We start from the raw sequence: 15,363 nt of genomic DNA on the forward strand, positions 1-15,363 counted from the left end.
CTGCCTCGCTCGCGGCGCGCGCCGCCGGCCGCGTCGTCCCGCTCGCTCACGCGCCCAGCCTCGGCACGGTGCGCAGCCCGCGGAACCAGTCGGCGGCGGCCATCTCGGCGCGCCCGGCGGGCTGCAGCCGCGTCACGAGCAGCGGCGCGCTCGCCGTGCCGACGAGCACGCCGCCCTTCGCGGGGGCGATCTCGCCGGGGCGCAGCGCGGCGGCGTCGCCGAGGTGCGAGGAGGCCGGCGCCGGCGACAGCGCGCGGATCTTCAGGCGCTCCTCCCCGATCGTCGTGAAGGCGCCCGGCTCGGGCGTGACGCCGCGGAAGCGGTCGCGCACGCGCTCGGCGGGCTGCGCCCAGTCGAGCCGCCCGTCCTCGAGCGCGAGCTTGGGCGCGAACGTCGGCTCGCCCTGCTGCGCCCGCGGCACGGCGGTGCCGGCGGCGATGGCGTCGACCGTGTCGCGCAGCAGCTCGGCGCCGCTCGCGCTCAGCGTCTCGAGCAGGTCGCCGGCGGTCGCGTCCGGCCCGACCTCGTGCTCCGCCATGCCCAGGATGTCCCCCGCGTCGAGCTCCGGCACGAGCTGGAAGACCGTCGCGCCGGTCACGGCGTCGCCGGCCATGAGGGCGTGCTGCACGGGCGCCGCGCCGCGCCAGCGCGGCAGCAGCGAGAAGTGCAGATTGATCCAGCCGTGCGCGGGGCCGGAGAGCAGCGGCTCCCGCACGAGCCCGCCGTAGGCGACGATCACGCCGAGGTCGGGCTCGTGCGCGAGGATGCGCGCGGTGGCCTCGTCGTCCAGCCGGGCGGCCTTGATCACGGGCAGCCCCAGCTCCTCGGCCGTCCGGCCGACCGGCGAGGGCGTCAGCACGCGCTTGCGCCCCAGCGGGGCGTCGGGGCGCGTGACGACGGCGGCGACCTCGTGGCCGGAGGCGTGCAGCGATCGCAGCGACGGCGCCGCCGCGGACGGGGTGCCGGCGAAGATCAGCCTCATGCGGTCCTTTCGGGTGGTTCTGTGGTGCGGCGGATCGGGTGCGCGGCTCGTGCGACGAGTCGGTCTCAGAGCTCGGGATCGGCGATGTCGACCCGCACTGCGAGTGTATTGCGCGTGCCTGCGTGGCCGCCGGGGCGGCGCCCCCCGCCGCGGCGGCGTCGGCCCGCGACGGCCTCGGCGACGACGGATGCGCGCAACGAGGCCGTGACACGGGCGCCCCTCGCGTAGTCGAAGCGGATGAGCGCCCGCGCGCCGGGCGGCCCGTCGGCCCCCTCGAGCGGGACGGGCCCGAGCACCGCGTCGGGCGGCAGGTCGGGCACGTCCTCGCGCAGCGACGCGAGCGCACGGTCCACCGCCGCCGCGTCGCCGTCGAGGCGGGCGATGCGCGCGGCCGGCGGCAGGTGCAGCGGCAGACGCTCGGCGAGCTCCTGCCGCGCGTAGGCGGGCTGGGTCCACGACGCGAGCGCCCGCGCCACGGGCCCCGTGACGCCGACGAGGTGCACGGGGGCGCCCGGGGCCGCGAGCGCCGCCGCGTTCGACCACCAGCGCAGGCACGCCTCCCCCACGCGCAGATCCGGCGACTGCAGCATGCGCTCGCCGTCCAGCAGGATGACGGCGCGGTAGCCGCCGCGCGCCACCGGCTCCGCGCCGCGCGTGGCCACGACGAGGGCGGGCCGCTCGTCGACCTCGGTGACCGGGTGGGCGCCGTCCGACACGATCACGCGCGTGCCGGCGAAGGCCCGGCCCAGCTCGTCCGCGGTCCGCTCGCTGCCGGAGGAGGCCAGGCGCACGCGCACCGACGAGCACTTCGGGCACGCCCACGCGTGCGCCGACCGGCCGCACCAGCCGCACACCGGCACGGCCCCGCGGGAGCGGGCGTGCAGCGGACCGCCGCACGCCGCGCACCGGGCCGGCACGCGGCAGTCGGCGCAGACGAGGGAGGGCGCGTAGCCGGGCCGAGACACCTGCACGAGCACCGGACCGTGCGCGAGCGCCTCGCGCGCCGCCCGGAACGCCGCCGACGGCACGCGCGCGCCGCGCTCCCCCTCGTGCACGGGGCTCAGCACGACGTTCGGCACCGGCCGTCGCTGCTGCGGCGCCTCCTTCACCCAGTCGAGCTCGACGAGCCGCTGCACGTCGCTCGTGCGGGTGTGGCCGGCGAACAGCAGCGCGCAGCCGTCCAGCTCCTGCCGCACGAGGGCGGCGTCGCGCGCGTGCACGTAGGGCGCGAGCTGCTCCTCGAACAGCGTGTCGCCGTCGTCCCACAGCGCGACCAGGCCGGGATCGGCCACCGGCGCGTACACCGCCGAGCGGTTTCCCACCACGACGCACGGGGCCTCCTCGAGCGTGCGCAGGTAGCCCGCATAGCGCTCCGGCCCCGACTGCGCGGCGTCGTGGCGCACGATCGCCTCGGCAGGCACGAGGGGCGCGAGCGCGGCCTGCAGGCGGTCGAGGTCGCGGTGATCGGGTACGGCGAGGATCGCCGAGCGCCCGCGCGCGAGGGTGTCGGTCGCGGCCGCCGCGAGCAGCAGCGCCCAGGCGGGCAGCACGGCGTCACCGACCTCCACGAGGCCGGGCGGTGCGTCGACCGCCAGGCGCTCGCCCTGCGCGATCCGCTCGCCCAGCCCGGGGAACTCGCCGAGCGCGGCCGCGGCCCGCTCGCGGGCCCCGGCCGTGACCACCGGCGCGGCGGCGCGCGGCCCGGCCAGCCACGACTTCTCCGCCCGCACCATGCGCTTGGGCACCGCGAGGCGCAGGATGTCGGAGGCCGAGCCCGCGGCGCGATCGGCCACGCGGCGCGCGAGCCGGTAGAGCCGATCGGGCAGCACCGGCGCGGCCGACACGACGGCGTCGAGCTCCGACAGCGCGCGGTCGGCGTCGCTCTCGACGGCGCGCTCGACGACGAAGCCCTCGATCACCCGGCCCGCCGTGCGCAGCGGCGCCTTCACGCGCACGCCGGGCTGGGCCTGCTCCTCCAGCTCGGGCGGGATCGCGTAGTCGAACAGCCGGTCCAGCTGCGGCAGCGGCGAGTCGATGAGCACCCGCGCGACGGATCGCGGACCCCGCGCGGCGCGGCCGCCATCCGCGTCCGGCCGCGCGCCATCGGCGCCCCGGTCGGTGACCGGCTCCTGGTCGGGCGGCGCGGTCACGCCCTCAGAGCCCGGCGGCCCGGCGCAGCTCGTCGACGCGGTCGACGCGCTCCCACGTGAACTCGGGCAGCTCGCGCCCGAAGTGGCCGTAGGCCGCCGTCTGCGCGTAGATGGGCCGCAGCAGGTCGAGGTCGCGGATGATGGCCGCGGGGCGCAGGTCGAACACCTCGCGGATCGCCGAGATGATGGCCTCATCCGCCACCGCGCCCGTGCCGAACGACTCCACGTAGAGGCCCACGGGGTTCGCCTTGCCGATGGCGTACGCCACCTGCACCTCGAGGCGCTCGGCGAGCCCCGCCGCGACGGCGTTCTTCGCCACCCAGCGCATGGCGTAGGCCGCCGAGCGGTCGACCTTCGAGGGGTCCTTGCCGCTGAACGCGCCGCCGCCGTGCCGCGCCGCGCCGCCGTAGGTGTCGATGATGATCTTGCGCCCCGTCAGGCCCGCATCGGCCTTCGGGCCGCCGAGCACGAAGCTGCCGGAGGGGTTGATGTGCAGCTGCACACCCGAGGCGTCGAGGCCGGTCTCCTCGAGCACGGGCCGGATCACGACGCGCTCGACGGCGTCGGCGAGGTCGGCCTGCGAGATGTCCGGGTGGTGCTGCGTCGACAGGACCACCGTCTCGACCGTCTTCGGCGTCTGCCCGTCGTAGCCGAGCGTCACCTGCGTCTTGCCGTCGGGGCGCAGGAAGGCGAGCTCCCCCGACTTGCGCACCTTCGTGAGCCGCTCCGACATGCGGTGCGCGGCCCAGATGGCCATCGGCATGTACTCGGGCGTCTCGTTCGTGGCGTAGCCGAACATGATGCCCTGGTCGCCGGCTCCCTGGCGGTCGAGCTCGTCGCCCGACAGGCCACCGCGCTGCTCCTCCGACGACGTCACGCCGTCGCCGATCTCGCGCGACTGCTCGCCCACCGACACCGTGACGCCGCACGAATCGGCGTCGAAGCCCATCTCGCTCGAGGTGTAGCCGATGCCGCGGATGACGTCGCGGACGATCGACGAGATGTCGGCGTATCCCTCGGTGCGGATCTCGCCGGCGACGTGGACGAGGCCCGTCGTCACGAGCGTCTCGACGGCGACGCGCGCCCGCGGATCCTGCGCCAGCAGCGCGTCGAGCACGCTGTCGGAGATCTGATCGCAGATCTTGTCGGGGTGGCCCTCGGTGACGGACTCCGAGGTGAACAGGCGCAGGGTCATGATGCTCCGAGGGGAATGCGGCGGGATCGCGCCCGGTCGGGGGCGCGGCTCAGAAACAGGAACGGTGGTCGCCGTCCATGATGACAGCGACCACCGACTCCGATGGGATCACTCCACAGGACGAAGGCGCAGCTTGTCCTCGTGGATCTCGCGCAGCGCGATCGTGAGCGGCTTGTCCTGGATCTCCGAGTCGACGAGCGGGCCGACGTTGTCGAACAGGTTCCCCTCGTGCAGATCGGTGTAGTAGTCGTTGATCTGACGGGCGCGCTTGGCGCCGTAGATCACGAGCTGGTACTTCGAGTCGACTCGATCGAGCAGCTCGTCGATGGGCGGGTCGATGATGCCCTTGTTCTCAGCGGCCATGCGCGTCCTCCTGAATTCGCGATCCGAGCGGATCGAAAGCCTGTCCCCCGGCGCCGGGGCGCGCGGGTCCATCCGTCAATTCTACGACCTGGCGCGCGGCGTCGGCGACGACGTCGTTGACGACGAAGAAGTCGAACTCGCGCTGCGCCGCCAGCTCGACCTTCGCGGTGCGCAGGCGGCGCGCCCGCTCCTCCGCGTCCTCGGTGCCGCGGCCCACGAGCCGGTGCACCAGCTCGTCCCAGCTCGGCGGCAGCAGGAACACGAGCGTCGCGCTCGGATCGGTCGCCCTCACCTGGCGCGCGCCCTGCAGATCGATCTCGAGCAGCACGGTGTGGCCGGCCTCCAGCGCCTGCTGCACCGGTCCGCGCGGCGTGCCGTAGCGGTAGGCGTTGTGCACGGTGGCGTACTCGAGCAGCTCGCCGTCGGCGATCATCCGGTCGAACTCCGCGTCGTCGACGAAGTAGTAGTGCTCGCCGTGCACCTCCCCCGGCCGGGGCTTGCGCGTCGTGGCGCTCACGGAGAGGCGCACCTCGGGATAGTGGTCGCGGATGTACGTCGACACCGTGCCCTTGCCCACCGCCGTCGGGCCGGCGAGCACGATGAGCCGACTGCGACCGGGCCGGGGGCGCGGCTCGGGCATGCGGCGGTCGAGCCACGCGGCGAGGTCGGTGCGCTGGCGCGGCCCGAGGCCCCCGAGTCGCTTCACGGGCGAGATGCGCAGCTCGGCCAGGATGCGGTCGCGCTTGCCCTCGCCGATGGCGGGAAGGGCGGTCAGGAACTCCGTGACGCGCAGGGTGCCGGCGGGTGAGGCGGGATCGGCCACGGCGCGGCGCAGCACCTCCTGGGGCGTGACCACGCGCATGGCGATGTCGCGCTTCAGGCTCGCGCGGGCGCGCCGCGCGGCGACCGCCTTGCGCGAGGCGGCGGCGCGGTCGACCTCGGGGGGACGGCGTGCGTCGGTCATGTGTCTACTCCCCTGTCCGGTAGCGCTGTCCGGTACGCGGCGGCCGCGCCGCGGACCGCGTCGGCGACGCCCGCGGGCCCCGCCGACAGGATCGACCGGCTCTCCGCGGCCAGCACGCACGGGGCCATCGCCCCGAAGCGGGCGGCCAGATCACTCGGCACGGCGCCCTGGTGGCCGAACCCGGGCGCGAGGATCGGCGCGGGCGGGGCGAACGGCTCCAGTCCGACCTCGGCCCAGTCCACCGTCGCGCCGACGACGAGGCCGAGCGAGCCCCACTCGTCGCCGCTCACGGATGCCGCGTTGCGCGCGGCGACCTCCGCGACCACGCGGGCCGCGACCGTGCCGCCGTCCACGGCGGCGGACTGCAGCGCGCGCGCCTCCGGGTTGCTCGTGGCGGCGAGAACGAACACGCCCTTGCCCTCGCGGTAGGCGAGGTCGAACGTGCCCGTCAGCGCGCCGACACCCAGGTACGGGCTCGCCGTCAGCGCGTCGGCCTCGAGCGCGGCGCCCGGCCGCAGCCACGCCTCGGCGTAGGCGTCCATGGTGGAGCCGATGTCGCCCCGCTTGGCGTCGGCGATGACGATCAGCCCCGCCGCGCGCGCGGCCGCGATCACCTGCTCGAGGGCGGCGAGGCCGGCCGACCCGTGCCGCTCGAAGAACGACACCTGCGGCTTGACGACGCCGGTGCGGCCGGCGGCGGCCTCGACCACACGCAAGCCGAAGTCGCGCACGCCCTCGGCCGAGTCGTCCAGCCCCCACTCGCCCAGCAGGCCCGCGTGCGGGTCGATCCCCACGCACAGGCGTCCGCGCGACGCGATCGTCTCGCGCACGCGGGCGCCGAAGGACTGCACCATCAGGCGCCCACCCGGGCCGCGCGGTCGGCGGCGTACTCCTGCAGGCTCTTCACCTCGTAGCCCGCGCGCGTGGCGTCCATCGCGCTCACCGCGGCGCCGAGGGTGACGATCGTCGTGAACAGCGCCTTGTCGGCCGCCACGGCGGCGGCGCGGATCTCGTAGCCGTCGGCGCGTGCCGACATGCCGCTCGGCGTGTTCACCACGATGTCGATGGCGCCCTCGTTGATGAGGTCGACGACGTTCTTCTGACCCGAGTCCTGCGTCTCGCTGTACTTCGCGACCACCTCGGCGGGGATGCCGTTGCGCACGAGGATCTCGGCCGTGCCCTCGGTCGCGTACAGGCGGAAGCCCAGCTGGTGCAGGCGGTGCGCCGGCAGGATGACGTCGCGCTTGTCGTCGTCGGCCACCGAGATGAACACGGATCCCTCGGACGGCACGCCGCCGTAGGCCGCCGACTGGCTCTTGGCGAACGCGATCGGGAAGTTCCGGTCGATGCCCATCGCCTCGCCCGTGGAGCGCATCTCGGGGCCGAGCACGGAGTCGACGACCTTGCCGTCCTTCGTCCGGAAGCGCTTGAACGGCAGCACGGCCTCCTTGACGGAGACCGGCGAATCGGCGGGCACGACCGACCCGTCCCGTGCCGGCAGCAGGCCCTCGGCCTTCAGCTGCGCGATCGTCGCGCCGGCCATGATGCGGCTGGCCGCCTGCGCCATCGGCAGGCCGAGCGCCTTCGACACGAACGGCACCGTGCGGCTGGCGCGCGGGTTGGCCTCGATGACGTAGAGCACGCCGGCGCTGATCGCGAACTGCACGTTGAGCAGCCCGCGCACGCCCACGCCCTCGGCGATGGCGCGGGTCGCCTCGCGCACGCGGTCGATCTCGCCCTTGCCGAGCGACATCGGCGGCAGCGCGCAGCTCGAGTCGCCGGAGTGGATGCCGGCCTCCTCGAGGTGCTCCATCACGCCGCCCACGTAGAGGTCGTCGCCGTCGAACAGCGCGTCGACGTCGATCTCCACCGCGTCGTCGAGGAAGCGGTCCACGAGCAGCGGCGCGTCCGGTCCGATGATCGCGTGCTCCGCGATCCGCGCGAAGTAGTCGCGCAGGTTCGCCGTGTCGTAGACGATCTCCATGCCGCGGCCGCCGAGCACGAACGACGGGCGCACGAGCACGGGGTAGCCGATCTCCTCGGCGATGCGCACGGCCTCGGCCTCGTCGGTGGCCGTGCCGTTGCGGGGCGCCATGAGGCCGCCGCGCTCCAGGATCTCGCCGAACAGCTTGCGGTCCTCGGCCAGGTCGATGGCCGCGGGGCTCGTGCCGAGGATGCGGAAGCCGGCCTCCTCGATGCCCTTGGCCAGGCCGAGCGGGGTCTGGCCGCCGAGCTGGCAGATGACGCCGTAGATCTCGCCCGAGGCCGCCTCGGCGTGCAGCACCTCGAGCACGTCCTCGAGCGTGAGCGGCTCGAAGTAGAGGCGGTCGGACGTGTCGTAGTCGGTCGAGACCGTCTCGGGGTTGCAGTTGATCATCACGGTCTCGAAGCCCGCGGCGCCGAGCGCGAACGACGCCTGCACGCACGAGTAGTCGAACTCGACGCCCTGGCCGATGCGGTTGGGGCCCGAGCCGATGATGACGACCTTGCGCCGATCGGACGGCGTGACCTCGGTCTCGAGGTCGTACGACGAGTAGTGGTACGGCGTGAGGGCAGGGAACTCGCCGGCGCACGTGTCGACCGTCTTGAACACCGGGCGCAGCCCGAGGCCGTGGCGGACGCCGCGCACCTCGGCCTCGCCGACCCCGCGCAGCTGCGCGATCTGGGCGTCCGAGAAGCCGTGCTCCTTCGCCAGGCGCAGCACGCGCTCGTCGAGCTCGGGCGCCTCGGCGACGAGGCTCGCGACCTCGTTGATCAGCACGATCTGGTCGAGGAACCAGGGGTCGATCTTCGTGGACTCGAACACCTGCTCCACCGTCGCGCCGAGGCGCAGCGCCTGCTGCACGTCGACGATGCGGCCGTCGGTGGGCGTGCGGATCGACTCGAGCAGCTCGTCGACCGAGCGCGTCTGCTCGCCCCAGTGGAACGACGAGCCGCGCTTCTCGACCGAGCGCAGGGCCTTCTGCAGGGCCGTGGCGTAGTTGCGGCCGATCGCCATGGCCTCGCCGACCGACTTCATGGCCGTCGTGAGCGTGGGGTCGGCGGCCGGGAACTTCTCGAACGCGAAGCGCGGCACCTTGACGACGACGTAGTCGAGGGTCGGCTCGAACGACGCCGGCGTGACCTTCGTGATGTCGTTGGGCACCTCGTCGAGGCGGTAGCCGAGCGCGAGCTTGGCCGCCAGCTTGGCGATGGGGAAGCCCGTCGCCTTCGACGCGAGCGCCGACGAGCGCGAGACGCGCGGGTTCATCTCGATGACGATGATCCGCCCGTTCTCGGGGTTCACGGCGAACTGGATGTTGCAGCCGCCGGTGTCCACGCCCACGGCGCGGATGATGTCGATGCCGATGTCGCGCAGCTTCTGGTACTCGCGGTCGGTCAGCGTCAGCGCCGGGGCGACCGTGATCGAGTCGCCCGTGTGCACGCCGACCGGGTCGACGTTCTCGATCGAGCAGACGACGACCGTGTTGTCGGCCGTGTCGCGCATGAGCTCGAGCTCGTACTCCTTCCAGCCGAGGATCGACTCCTCCAGGAGCACCTCGGTCGTGGTCGACTCGCGCAGGCCCTGTCCGGCCATGCGGCGCAGCTCCTCCTCGTCGTGCGCGAAGCCCGAGCCGAGCCCGCCCATCGTGAACGAGGGGCGCACGACGAGCGGGTAGCCCAGCTCGTCGGCCGCCGCGAGCACCTCGTCCATCGTGTGCGCGATGGCGCTGCGGGCCACGTCGGCGCCCGCGTCGAGCACGAGCTGCTTGAAGACCTGGCGGTCCTCGCCCTTGCGGATGGCCTCGACCTTCGCGCCGATCAGCTCGACGTCGTACTTCTCGAGGATGCCGCGCTCGTGCAGCGCCATGGCGGCGTTGAGCGCCGTCTGGCCGCCGAGGGTCGGCAGGATCGCGTCGGGGCGCTCCTTGGCGATGATCGTCTCGATGACCTCCGGGGTGATCGGCTCGACGTAGGTCGCGTCCGCGAAGTCCGGGTCGGTCATGATCGTGGCCGGGTTGGAGTTCACGAGGATGACGCGCACGCCCTCCTCGCGCAGCACGCGGCACGCCTGGGTGCCCGAGTAGTCGAACTCGCAGGCCTGGCCGATGACGATCGGGCCCGATCCGATGACGAGGACGGAGTGGATGTCGTCGCGCTTAGGCATTGGCGTCCTTCTTGCCGAGGTGGTCGATCACCATGGCCTGGAAACGGTCGAAGAGGTAGTTGGCGTCGTGCGGGCCGCCGGCCGCCTCGGGGTGGTACTGCACCGAGAAGGCCGGGATGTCGAGGGCGCGCAGGCCCTCCACGACGTCGTCGTTGAGGTCGACGTGGCTCACCTCGACGCGGCCGAAGCCGGCCGGGCTGTCGAAGGGCCCGTCGAGGGGCGCGTCCACCGCGAAGCCGTGGTTGTGCGCGGTGATCTCGACCTTGCCCGTGGTGCGGTCGAGCACGGGCTGGTTGATGCCGCGGTGCCCGTACGGCAGCTTGTAGGTGCCCAGGCCCAGGGCGCGCCCGAGCAGCTGGTTGCCGAAGCAGATGCCGAAGAACGGCAGCCCGTCGCGCAGCGCGTCCTGCAGCAGCGCGACGTGCGCATCGGAGGCGGCGGGATCGCCCGGCCCGTTCGAGTAGAAGACGGCGACGGGATCGATCGCCTTGAGCTCGGCGAACGTCACGGACTGCGGCAGCACGTGCACCTCGAACCCGCGGCGCGCGAGGTTCTCGACCGTGGCCTGCTTGATGCCGAGGTCGATGACGGCGAGGTTGCCGATCTTCTCCCCCACCGCGGGTGTCACCGTCGCGGCGTCCACCGACACCTCGGCCGACAGGTTCTGGCCGCTCATCTGCGGCGCCTCCGAGACGATCCGCAGCTGCTCCTGCGGGTCGAGCGCCGCGGCCTCGCCCGAGAAGATCGCGCCGCGCATGGATCCGTCGGAGCGGATGTGGCGGGTCACGGCTCGGGTGTCGATGCCGGCGATGCCGACGATCCCGTCGCGCGTGAGGGCGTCGTCGAGCGACTCCTCGGCGCGCCAGCTCGACACGACGCGGGACGGGTCGCGCACGATGTAGCCGGCGACCCAGACGCGACGCGACTCGGGGTCCTCGGTGTTCACGCCGGTGTTGCCGATGTGCGGGGCGGTCTGGAGGACGATCTGGCCGGCGTAGGACGGGTCGGTCAGGGTCTCCTGGTACCCCGTCATGCCGGTGGTGAAGACGACCTCGCCCACGGTGGTGCCGCGCGCGCCGTACGCGGTGCCGGGGAAGCGGGACCCGTCCTCGAGGACGAGCACGGCCGGCTCGCGGTCGAGCAGCGAGCGGATGGCGGTGTTGGCGGTCACAGGGATGCTCCTGTCGTGGTGGTGCGCAGGTCCTCGATCGCCGCGACGAGCGCGTCGGGGTCGGAGGACTGCAGGCGGAGATAGCTGTCGACGACCGTGCCGTCGTCGGTGGTCCACGCGATCAGCACGAGGCCGTCGCGCTCCACGACGCGGTCGATCGTCCAGGTGGCGCGGCCGGCGCCGACGAGGCGGGAGGCCGCGAGGAAGACCGTCGGGGCGCCGGGCATGTCGAGCGCGAGCCCCTCGGTGGTGACGGTGGCGGTGACCTTCGCACGGAAGCCGAGGTGCGGCAGCGCCAGGCGCTGCAGCGGCTCGTCGTGCGCCGTGGTGGCCACGTACAGGCCGCCGAAGGCGGCGACCTCGGTGCCGGAAGCCGGGCCGAACGGCACGCCCAGGGCGGCCGCGGCGCGGGATCGTCGTCGCCAGCTGCGCCACATGCCGAACAGCGCGAGGGCGATGAGGGCCGCGAGGAGCGCGAGCCCCGGCACGTACGCCATGACGTCGTCCATCAGCGGGCCACCTCCACGAGCTCTCCGTCGGCGAGCGTCGGCGCGCCGCGGTGGATCGTCCACACGACGCGGCCGGGCAACTCGCGGCCGAGGTAGGGCGAGTTCACGCTGCGGCCGCGCAGGTCGGCCTCGGTGAACGCGCCGCCGGCGGACGGGTCGTACAGCGTCAGCTCGGCGGGCGCCCCGGCGACCAGGTCGGTGCCGTGGCCCTCGAGGCCGCCGATGCGCGCGGGCGCCTTCGACAGCACGCGCGCGACGCCGTCCCAGTCGAGCAGCCCGGTGCGCACCATCGTCTCGTCGACCACGCGCAGCGCGCTCTCCAGCCCCACCATGCCATGGGCCGCCGCCTGCCACTCGCAGGCCTTCGCCTCGTGCGGGTGCGGCGCGTGGTCGGTGGCGACGATGTCGATCGTGCCGTCGGCGAGGCCCTCGCGGACCGCCTGCACGTCCTCCTCGCGGCGCAGCGGCGGGTTGACCTTGTACCGGGCGTCGTAGCCGCGCACGAGCTCGTCGGTGAGCAGCAGGTGGTGGGGCGTGACCTCGGCGGTGACGGCGATGCCACGCCTCTTGGCCCAGCGGATGATGTCGACGGAGCCCGCGGTCGACAGGTGGCACACGTGCAGCCGCGAGCCGACGTGCTCGGCCAGCAGCACGTCGCGGGCGATGATCGACTCCTCGGCGACGGCGGGCCAGCCGGCGAGCCCGAGCTCGGCCGACACGACGCCCTCGTTCATCTGGGCGCCCTCCGTGAGGCGCGGGTCCTGCGCGTGCTGCGCGACGACGCCGCCGAACGCCTTCACGTACTCGAGCGCGCGGCGCATGATGAGCGGGTCCCACACGCAGAAGCCGTCGTCGCTGAACACGCGCACGCGGGCGCGGGACGAGGCCATCGCGCCGAGCTCGGCGAGCCGCTCGCCCTTCTGCCCGACCGTGACGGCGCCGATGGGCTGCACGGTCGCGTAGCCGGCGGCCTCGCCGAGGGCGAGCACCTGCTCGACGACGCCCGCCGTGTCGGCCACGGGGCTCGTGTTGGGCATGGCGAAGACGGCGGTGAAGCCGCCCGCGGCGGCGGCGCGCGTGCCCGTGAGCACGGTCTCGCTCGCCTCGGCGCCCGGCTCGCGCAGGTGCGTGTGCAGGTCGACGAGGCCGGGCAGCGCCACGAGCCCCTCCGCATCGATGACCGTCGCCCCGGCGCGCGACAGACCCGTGCCGACCTCCGCGATCCGGCCGTCCTCGATGATCAGGTCGGCGCGTGCGCCGCCCTCGATCGCCGCTCCGGTGATGAGGAGCACCTCGCTCATCGCTCCTCCTCCGTCGTCCGCTCGCCCGTCAGCAGCAGGTAGAGCACCGCCATGCGCACCGAGACGCCGTTCGCCACCTGCTCGAGCACGGTCGAGCGCGGCGAGTCGGCAGCGGCTGCGCTGATCTCCATGCCCCGGTTCATGGGACCCGGGTGCATCACAATCGTATCCGCCGGCAGCTGTGCCAGGCGCACGGGGTCGAGCCCCCACCTGCGCGAATACTCCCGTTCAGACGGGAAATAGGCCGCGTTCATGCGCTCCAGCTGGATCCGGAGCAGCATGACCGAGTCCGGCCCCTCGGCGATCGCCTCGTCGAGGTCGTACCGCACGGTCGCCGGCCAGGCCGACAGGTCCTGCGGCAGCAGCGTGGGCGGCGCGACGAGCGTGACGTGCGCGCCGAGCGTCGTGAGCAGCCAGACGTTGGATCGCGCGACGCGCGAGTGCAGGATGTCGCCGACGATCGCGACGCGCACGCCCTCGAGGTCGCGACCGCGGCTGGCGGCGCCGTGGACGCGGCGGCGCAGCGTGAACGCGTCGAGCAGGGCCTGCGTGGGGTGCTCGTGCGTGCCGTCGCCGGCGTTGACGACGCCCGCGGTGATCCAGCCGCTCGTCGCGAGGGTGTGCGGCGCGCCGGACGCCCCGTGGCGGATCACGACGGCGTCGGCGCCCATCGCCTGCAGCGTCTGCGCCGTGTCCTGCAGGCTCTCGCCCTTCGAGACGCTCGAGCCCTTCGCGGCGAAGTTGATGACGTCGGCCGAGAGCCGCTTCGCGGCCGCTTCGAACGAGATGCGCGTGCGCGTGGAGTCCTCGAAGAAGAGGTTCACGACGGTGCGGCCGCGCAGGGTCGGCAGCTTCTTGACCTCGCGCCCCTGGGTGGCGGCCATGTCCTCGGCCACGTCGAGGATCCGGATCGCCTCGTCGCGCGCGAGTGTCTGGGTGTCGAGCAGGTGCCTCATCGTGCCTCCTCGATCGTGACCTCGTCGGCGCCGTCGATCTCCGCCAGGCGCACGTTCACCCGCTCGGCGCGTGCCGATGGCAGGTTCTTGCCGACGAAGTCGGGCCGGATCGGCAGCTCGCGGTGACCCCGGTCCACGAGGATCGCGAGGCGCACGGCGGCGGGCCGGCCGATGTCCTTGAGCGCGTCGAGCGCCGCGCCGATGCTGCGGCCCGAGAAGAGCACGTCGTCGACGAGCACGACGACGCGGCCGTCGATCCCGCCGTCGGGGATCTCGGTGGGGCGCGGGGCGCGCGTCGGCTGGTGCGCCAGGTCGTCGCGGTACATCGTCACGTCGAGGGCGCCGGTCGGGACGGGCGCACCTCCGAAGCGCTCGATGAGCGCGGCGAGCCGTCGGGCCAGGAACACGCCGCGGGTGGGGATGCCCAGCAGGACGAGATCGTCGGGGCCGCGATTCGCCTCGAGGATCTCATGGGCGATCCGGGTGAGAGCCCGGCTGATATCGGCTTCTGCAAGCACGGCACGCGTACTCATCCGCCGCTCCCTTCTCCGCCTCACGGGACGGTGTTAAAGGTGCACGTTCTGTCGAGTCTAGCGGGGTCCGCCTGGTCGCTTGCGGCCCCGCAGCGTGCGAGACGAAATCAAGAACGCGCGATGCGCGCGAGCACGCCGTGCACGAAGGCGGGCGAGTCGTCCGTCGACAGCTCCTTCGCGAGCTCCACGGCCTCGTCGATCGCGACGGCCGTCGGGACCTCGTCGTTGTAGAGGATCTCCCACGCCGCGATCCGCAGCAGGGCGCGGTCGACCGCCGGCATGCGCTCGAGCTTCCAGTCGCGGCTGTGCGTGGCGATCTGCTCGTCGATCTCGTCGCGGTGGTCGATCACCCCGTCCACGATCTCGCGGGCGTACAGCCACGACGCCTGCCGAGCCGGCTCGCTCGCGGCGCGCTTGGCCTCGGCGGCCAGGGCGACGGGGATCGCGTCGCCGCGCACGTCCGCGGCGAAGAGGATGTCGAGGGCGCGCTTGCGCGCCTTGGTGCGTGCCGACAACTCAGTCGTTCACGCGGCCGAGGTAGTCGCCCGTGCGGGTGTCGACCTTGACCTTGGTGCCGGCGTCCACGAAGAGCGGGACCTGGATCTCGGCGCCGGTCTCGACCGTCGCGGGCTTCGTGCCGGCGTTCGAGCGGTCGCCCTGCAGGCCGGGCTCGGTGTACGTGATCTCGAGCACGACCGACGGCGGCATGTCGATGTACAGCGGCGTGCCGTCGTGCATCGCGATGGTGACGTTCATGTTCTCGAGGAGGAACCGCGAGGCGTCGCCGACGACGGTGGCGGGGACGTTGATCTGGTCGTAGTCCTTCACGTCCATGAAGACGAACGACTCGCCGTCGGTGTACAGGTACTGGTAGTCGCTGCGGTCGACGTTCTGGATGTCGACCTTGGCGCCCGCGTTGAAGGTCTTGTCGACGACCTTGCCGCTGACGACGTTCTTCAGCTTGGTGCGCACGAAGGCGCCGCCCTTGCCGGGCTTGACGTGCTGGAACTCGATGACGCTCCAGAGCTGCCCGTCGATGGACAGCACGACGCCGTTCTTGATGTCTGCGGTGGATGCCATGGAATGAGTTCC

14 protein-coding genes are annotated in these 15,363 nt (G+C 73.2%); all 14 read right to left on the reverse strand.

Annotation, left to right across the window (positions count from 1 at the left end; all coding sequences use genetic code 11):
• Window positions 1-46 precede the first annotated feature (46 nt).
• The 14 genes from fmt to efp all read right to left on the reverse strand — a co-directional run bounded on the left by fmt (window position 47) and on the right by efp (window position 15,351).
• Window positions 47-982 carry a methionyl-tRNA formyltransferase gene (gene fmt, locus ACODR5_RS00760; protein WP_488982424.1) on the reverse strand — a complete coding sequence of 312 codons (936 nt, stop codon included), beginning with the start codon at window positions 980-982 and terminating at the stop codon, window positions 47-49.
• A 65-nt stretch (window positions 983-1,047) separates the two neighbouring features.
• Window positions 1,048-3,024, reverse strand: coding sequence for a primosomal protein N' family DNA-binding protein (locus tag ACODR5_RS00765; protein WP_488982505.1), 1,977 nt, complete (start codon window positions 3,022-3,024; stop codon window positions 1,048-1,050).
• Between the two features lie 112 nt (window positions 3,025-3,136).
• Complete coding sequence (gene metK, locus ACODR5_RS00770) at window positions 3,137-4,330, reverse strand: methionine adenosyltransferase (protein ID WP_488982506.1); 1,194 nt, start codon at window positions 4,328-4,330, stop codon at window positions 3,137-3,139.
• A gap of 105 nt (window positions 4,331-4,435) precedes the next feature.
• Entirely contained in the window at window positions 4,436-4,690 is a 255-nt protein-coding gene (gene rpoZ, locus ACODR5_RS00775) for a DNA-directed RNA polymerase subunit omega (RefSeq protein WP_449853163.1), read from the reverse strand.
• Window positions 4,680-5,654 carry a guanylate kinase gene (gmk, locus tag ACODR5_RS00780; RefSeq protein WP_449853164.1) on the reverse strand — a complete coding sequence of 325 codons (975 nt, stop codon included), beginning with the start codon at window positions 5,652-5,654 and terminating at the stop codon, window positions 4,680-4,682. Before gmk ends, rpoZ begins: the two co-directional genes overlap by 11 nt.
• A complete protein-coding gene (gene pyrF / locus ACODR5_RS00785) occupies window positions 5,651-6,508 on the reverse strand; it encodes an orotidine-5'-phosphate decarboxylase (RefSeq protein WP_488982425.1) in 858 nt (285 codons plus the stop codon). The genes gmk and pyrF overlap by 4 nt, the downstream gene beginning before the upstream one ends.
• Window positions 6,508-9,801, reverse strand: coding sequence for a carbamoyl-phosphate synthase large subunit (gene carB / locus ACODR5_RS00790; protein ID WP_488982426.1), 3,294 nt, complete (start codon window positions 9,799-9,801; stop codon window positions 6,508-6,510). The genes pyrF and carB overlap by 1 nt, the downstream gene beginning before the upstream one ends.
• Window positions 9,794-10,954, reverse strand: a complete 1,161-nt coding sequence (gene carA / locus ACODR5_RS00795; protein WP_449853301.1) for a glutamine-hydrolyzing carbamoyl-phosphate synthase small subunit — start codon at window positions 10,952-10,954, stop codon at window positions 9,794-9,796. The genes carB and carA overlap by 8 nt, the downstream gene beginning before the upstream one ends.
• Before the next feature lie 14 nt (window positions 10,955-10,968).
• A complete protein-coding gene (locus ACODR5_RS00800) occupies window positions 10,969-11,481 on the reverse strand; it encodes a PH-like domain-containing protein (protein WP_449853167.1) in 513 nt (170 codons plus the stop codon).
• A complete protein-coding gene (locus ACODR5_RS00805) occupies window positions 11,481-12,782 on the reverse strand; it encodes a dihydroorotase (protein WP_449853168.1) in 1,302 nt (433 codons plus the stop codon). The genes ACODR5_RS00800 and ACODR5_RS00805 overlap by 1 nt, the downstream gene beginning before the upstream one ends.
• Entirely contained in the window at window positions 12,779-13,738 is a 960-nt protein-coding gene (locus tag ACODR5_RS00810; protein WP_449853169.1) for an aspartate carbamoyltransferase catalytic subunit, read from the reverse strand. Before ACODR5_RS00810 ends, ACODR5_RS00805 begins: the two co-directional genes overlap by 4 nt.
• Window positions 13,735-14,271: a bifunctional pyr operon transcriptional regulator/uracil phosphoribosyltransferase PyrR gene (gene pyrR / locus ACODR5_RS00815; protein WP_449853170.1), complete on the reverse strand. Its 537-nt coding sequence runs from the start codon at window positions 14,269-14,271 to the stop codon at window positions 13,735-13,737. The genes ACODR5_RS00810 and pyrR overlap by 4 nt, the downstream gene beginning before the upstream one ends.
• Window positions 14,272-14,378: 107 nt before the next feature.
• A complete protein-coding gene (gene nusB / locus ACODR5_RS00820; protein ID WP_449853171.1) occupies window positions 14,379-14,786 on the reverse strand; it encodes a transcription antitermination factor NusB in 408 nt (135 codons plus the stop codon).
• 1 nt (window position 14,787) lies between these two features.
• Entirely contained in the window at window positions 14,788-15,351 is a 564-nt protein-coding gene (gene efp, locus ACODR5_RS00825) for an elongation factor P (protein WP_449853172.1), read from the reverse strand.
• Between the last annotated feature and the right edge of the window lie 12 nt (window positions 15,352-15,363).

It is taken from the genome of Microbacterium sp. FG3 (assembly GCF_057809335.1).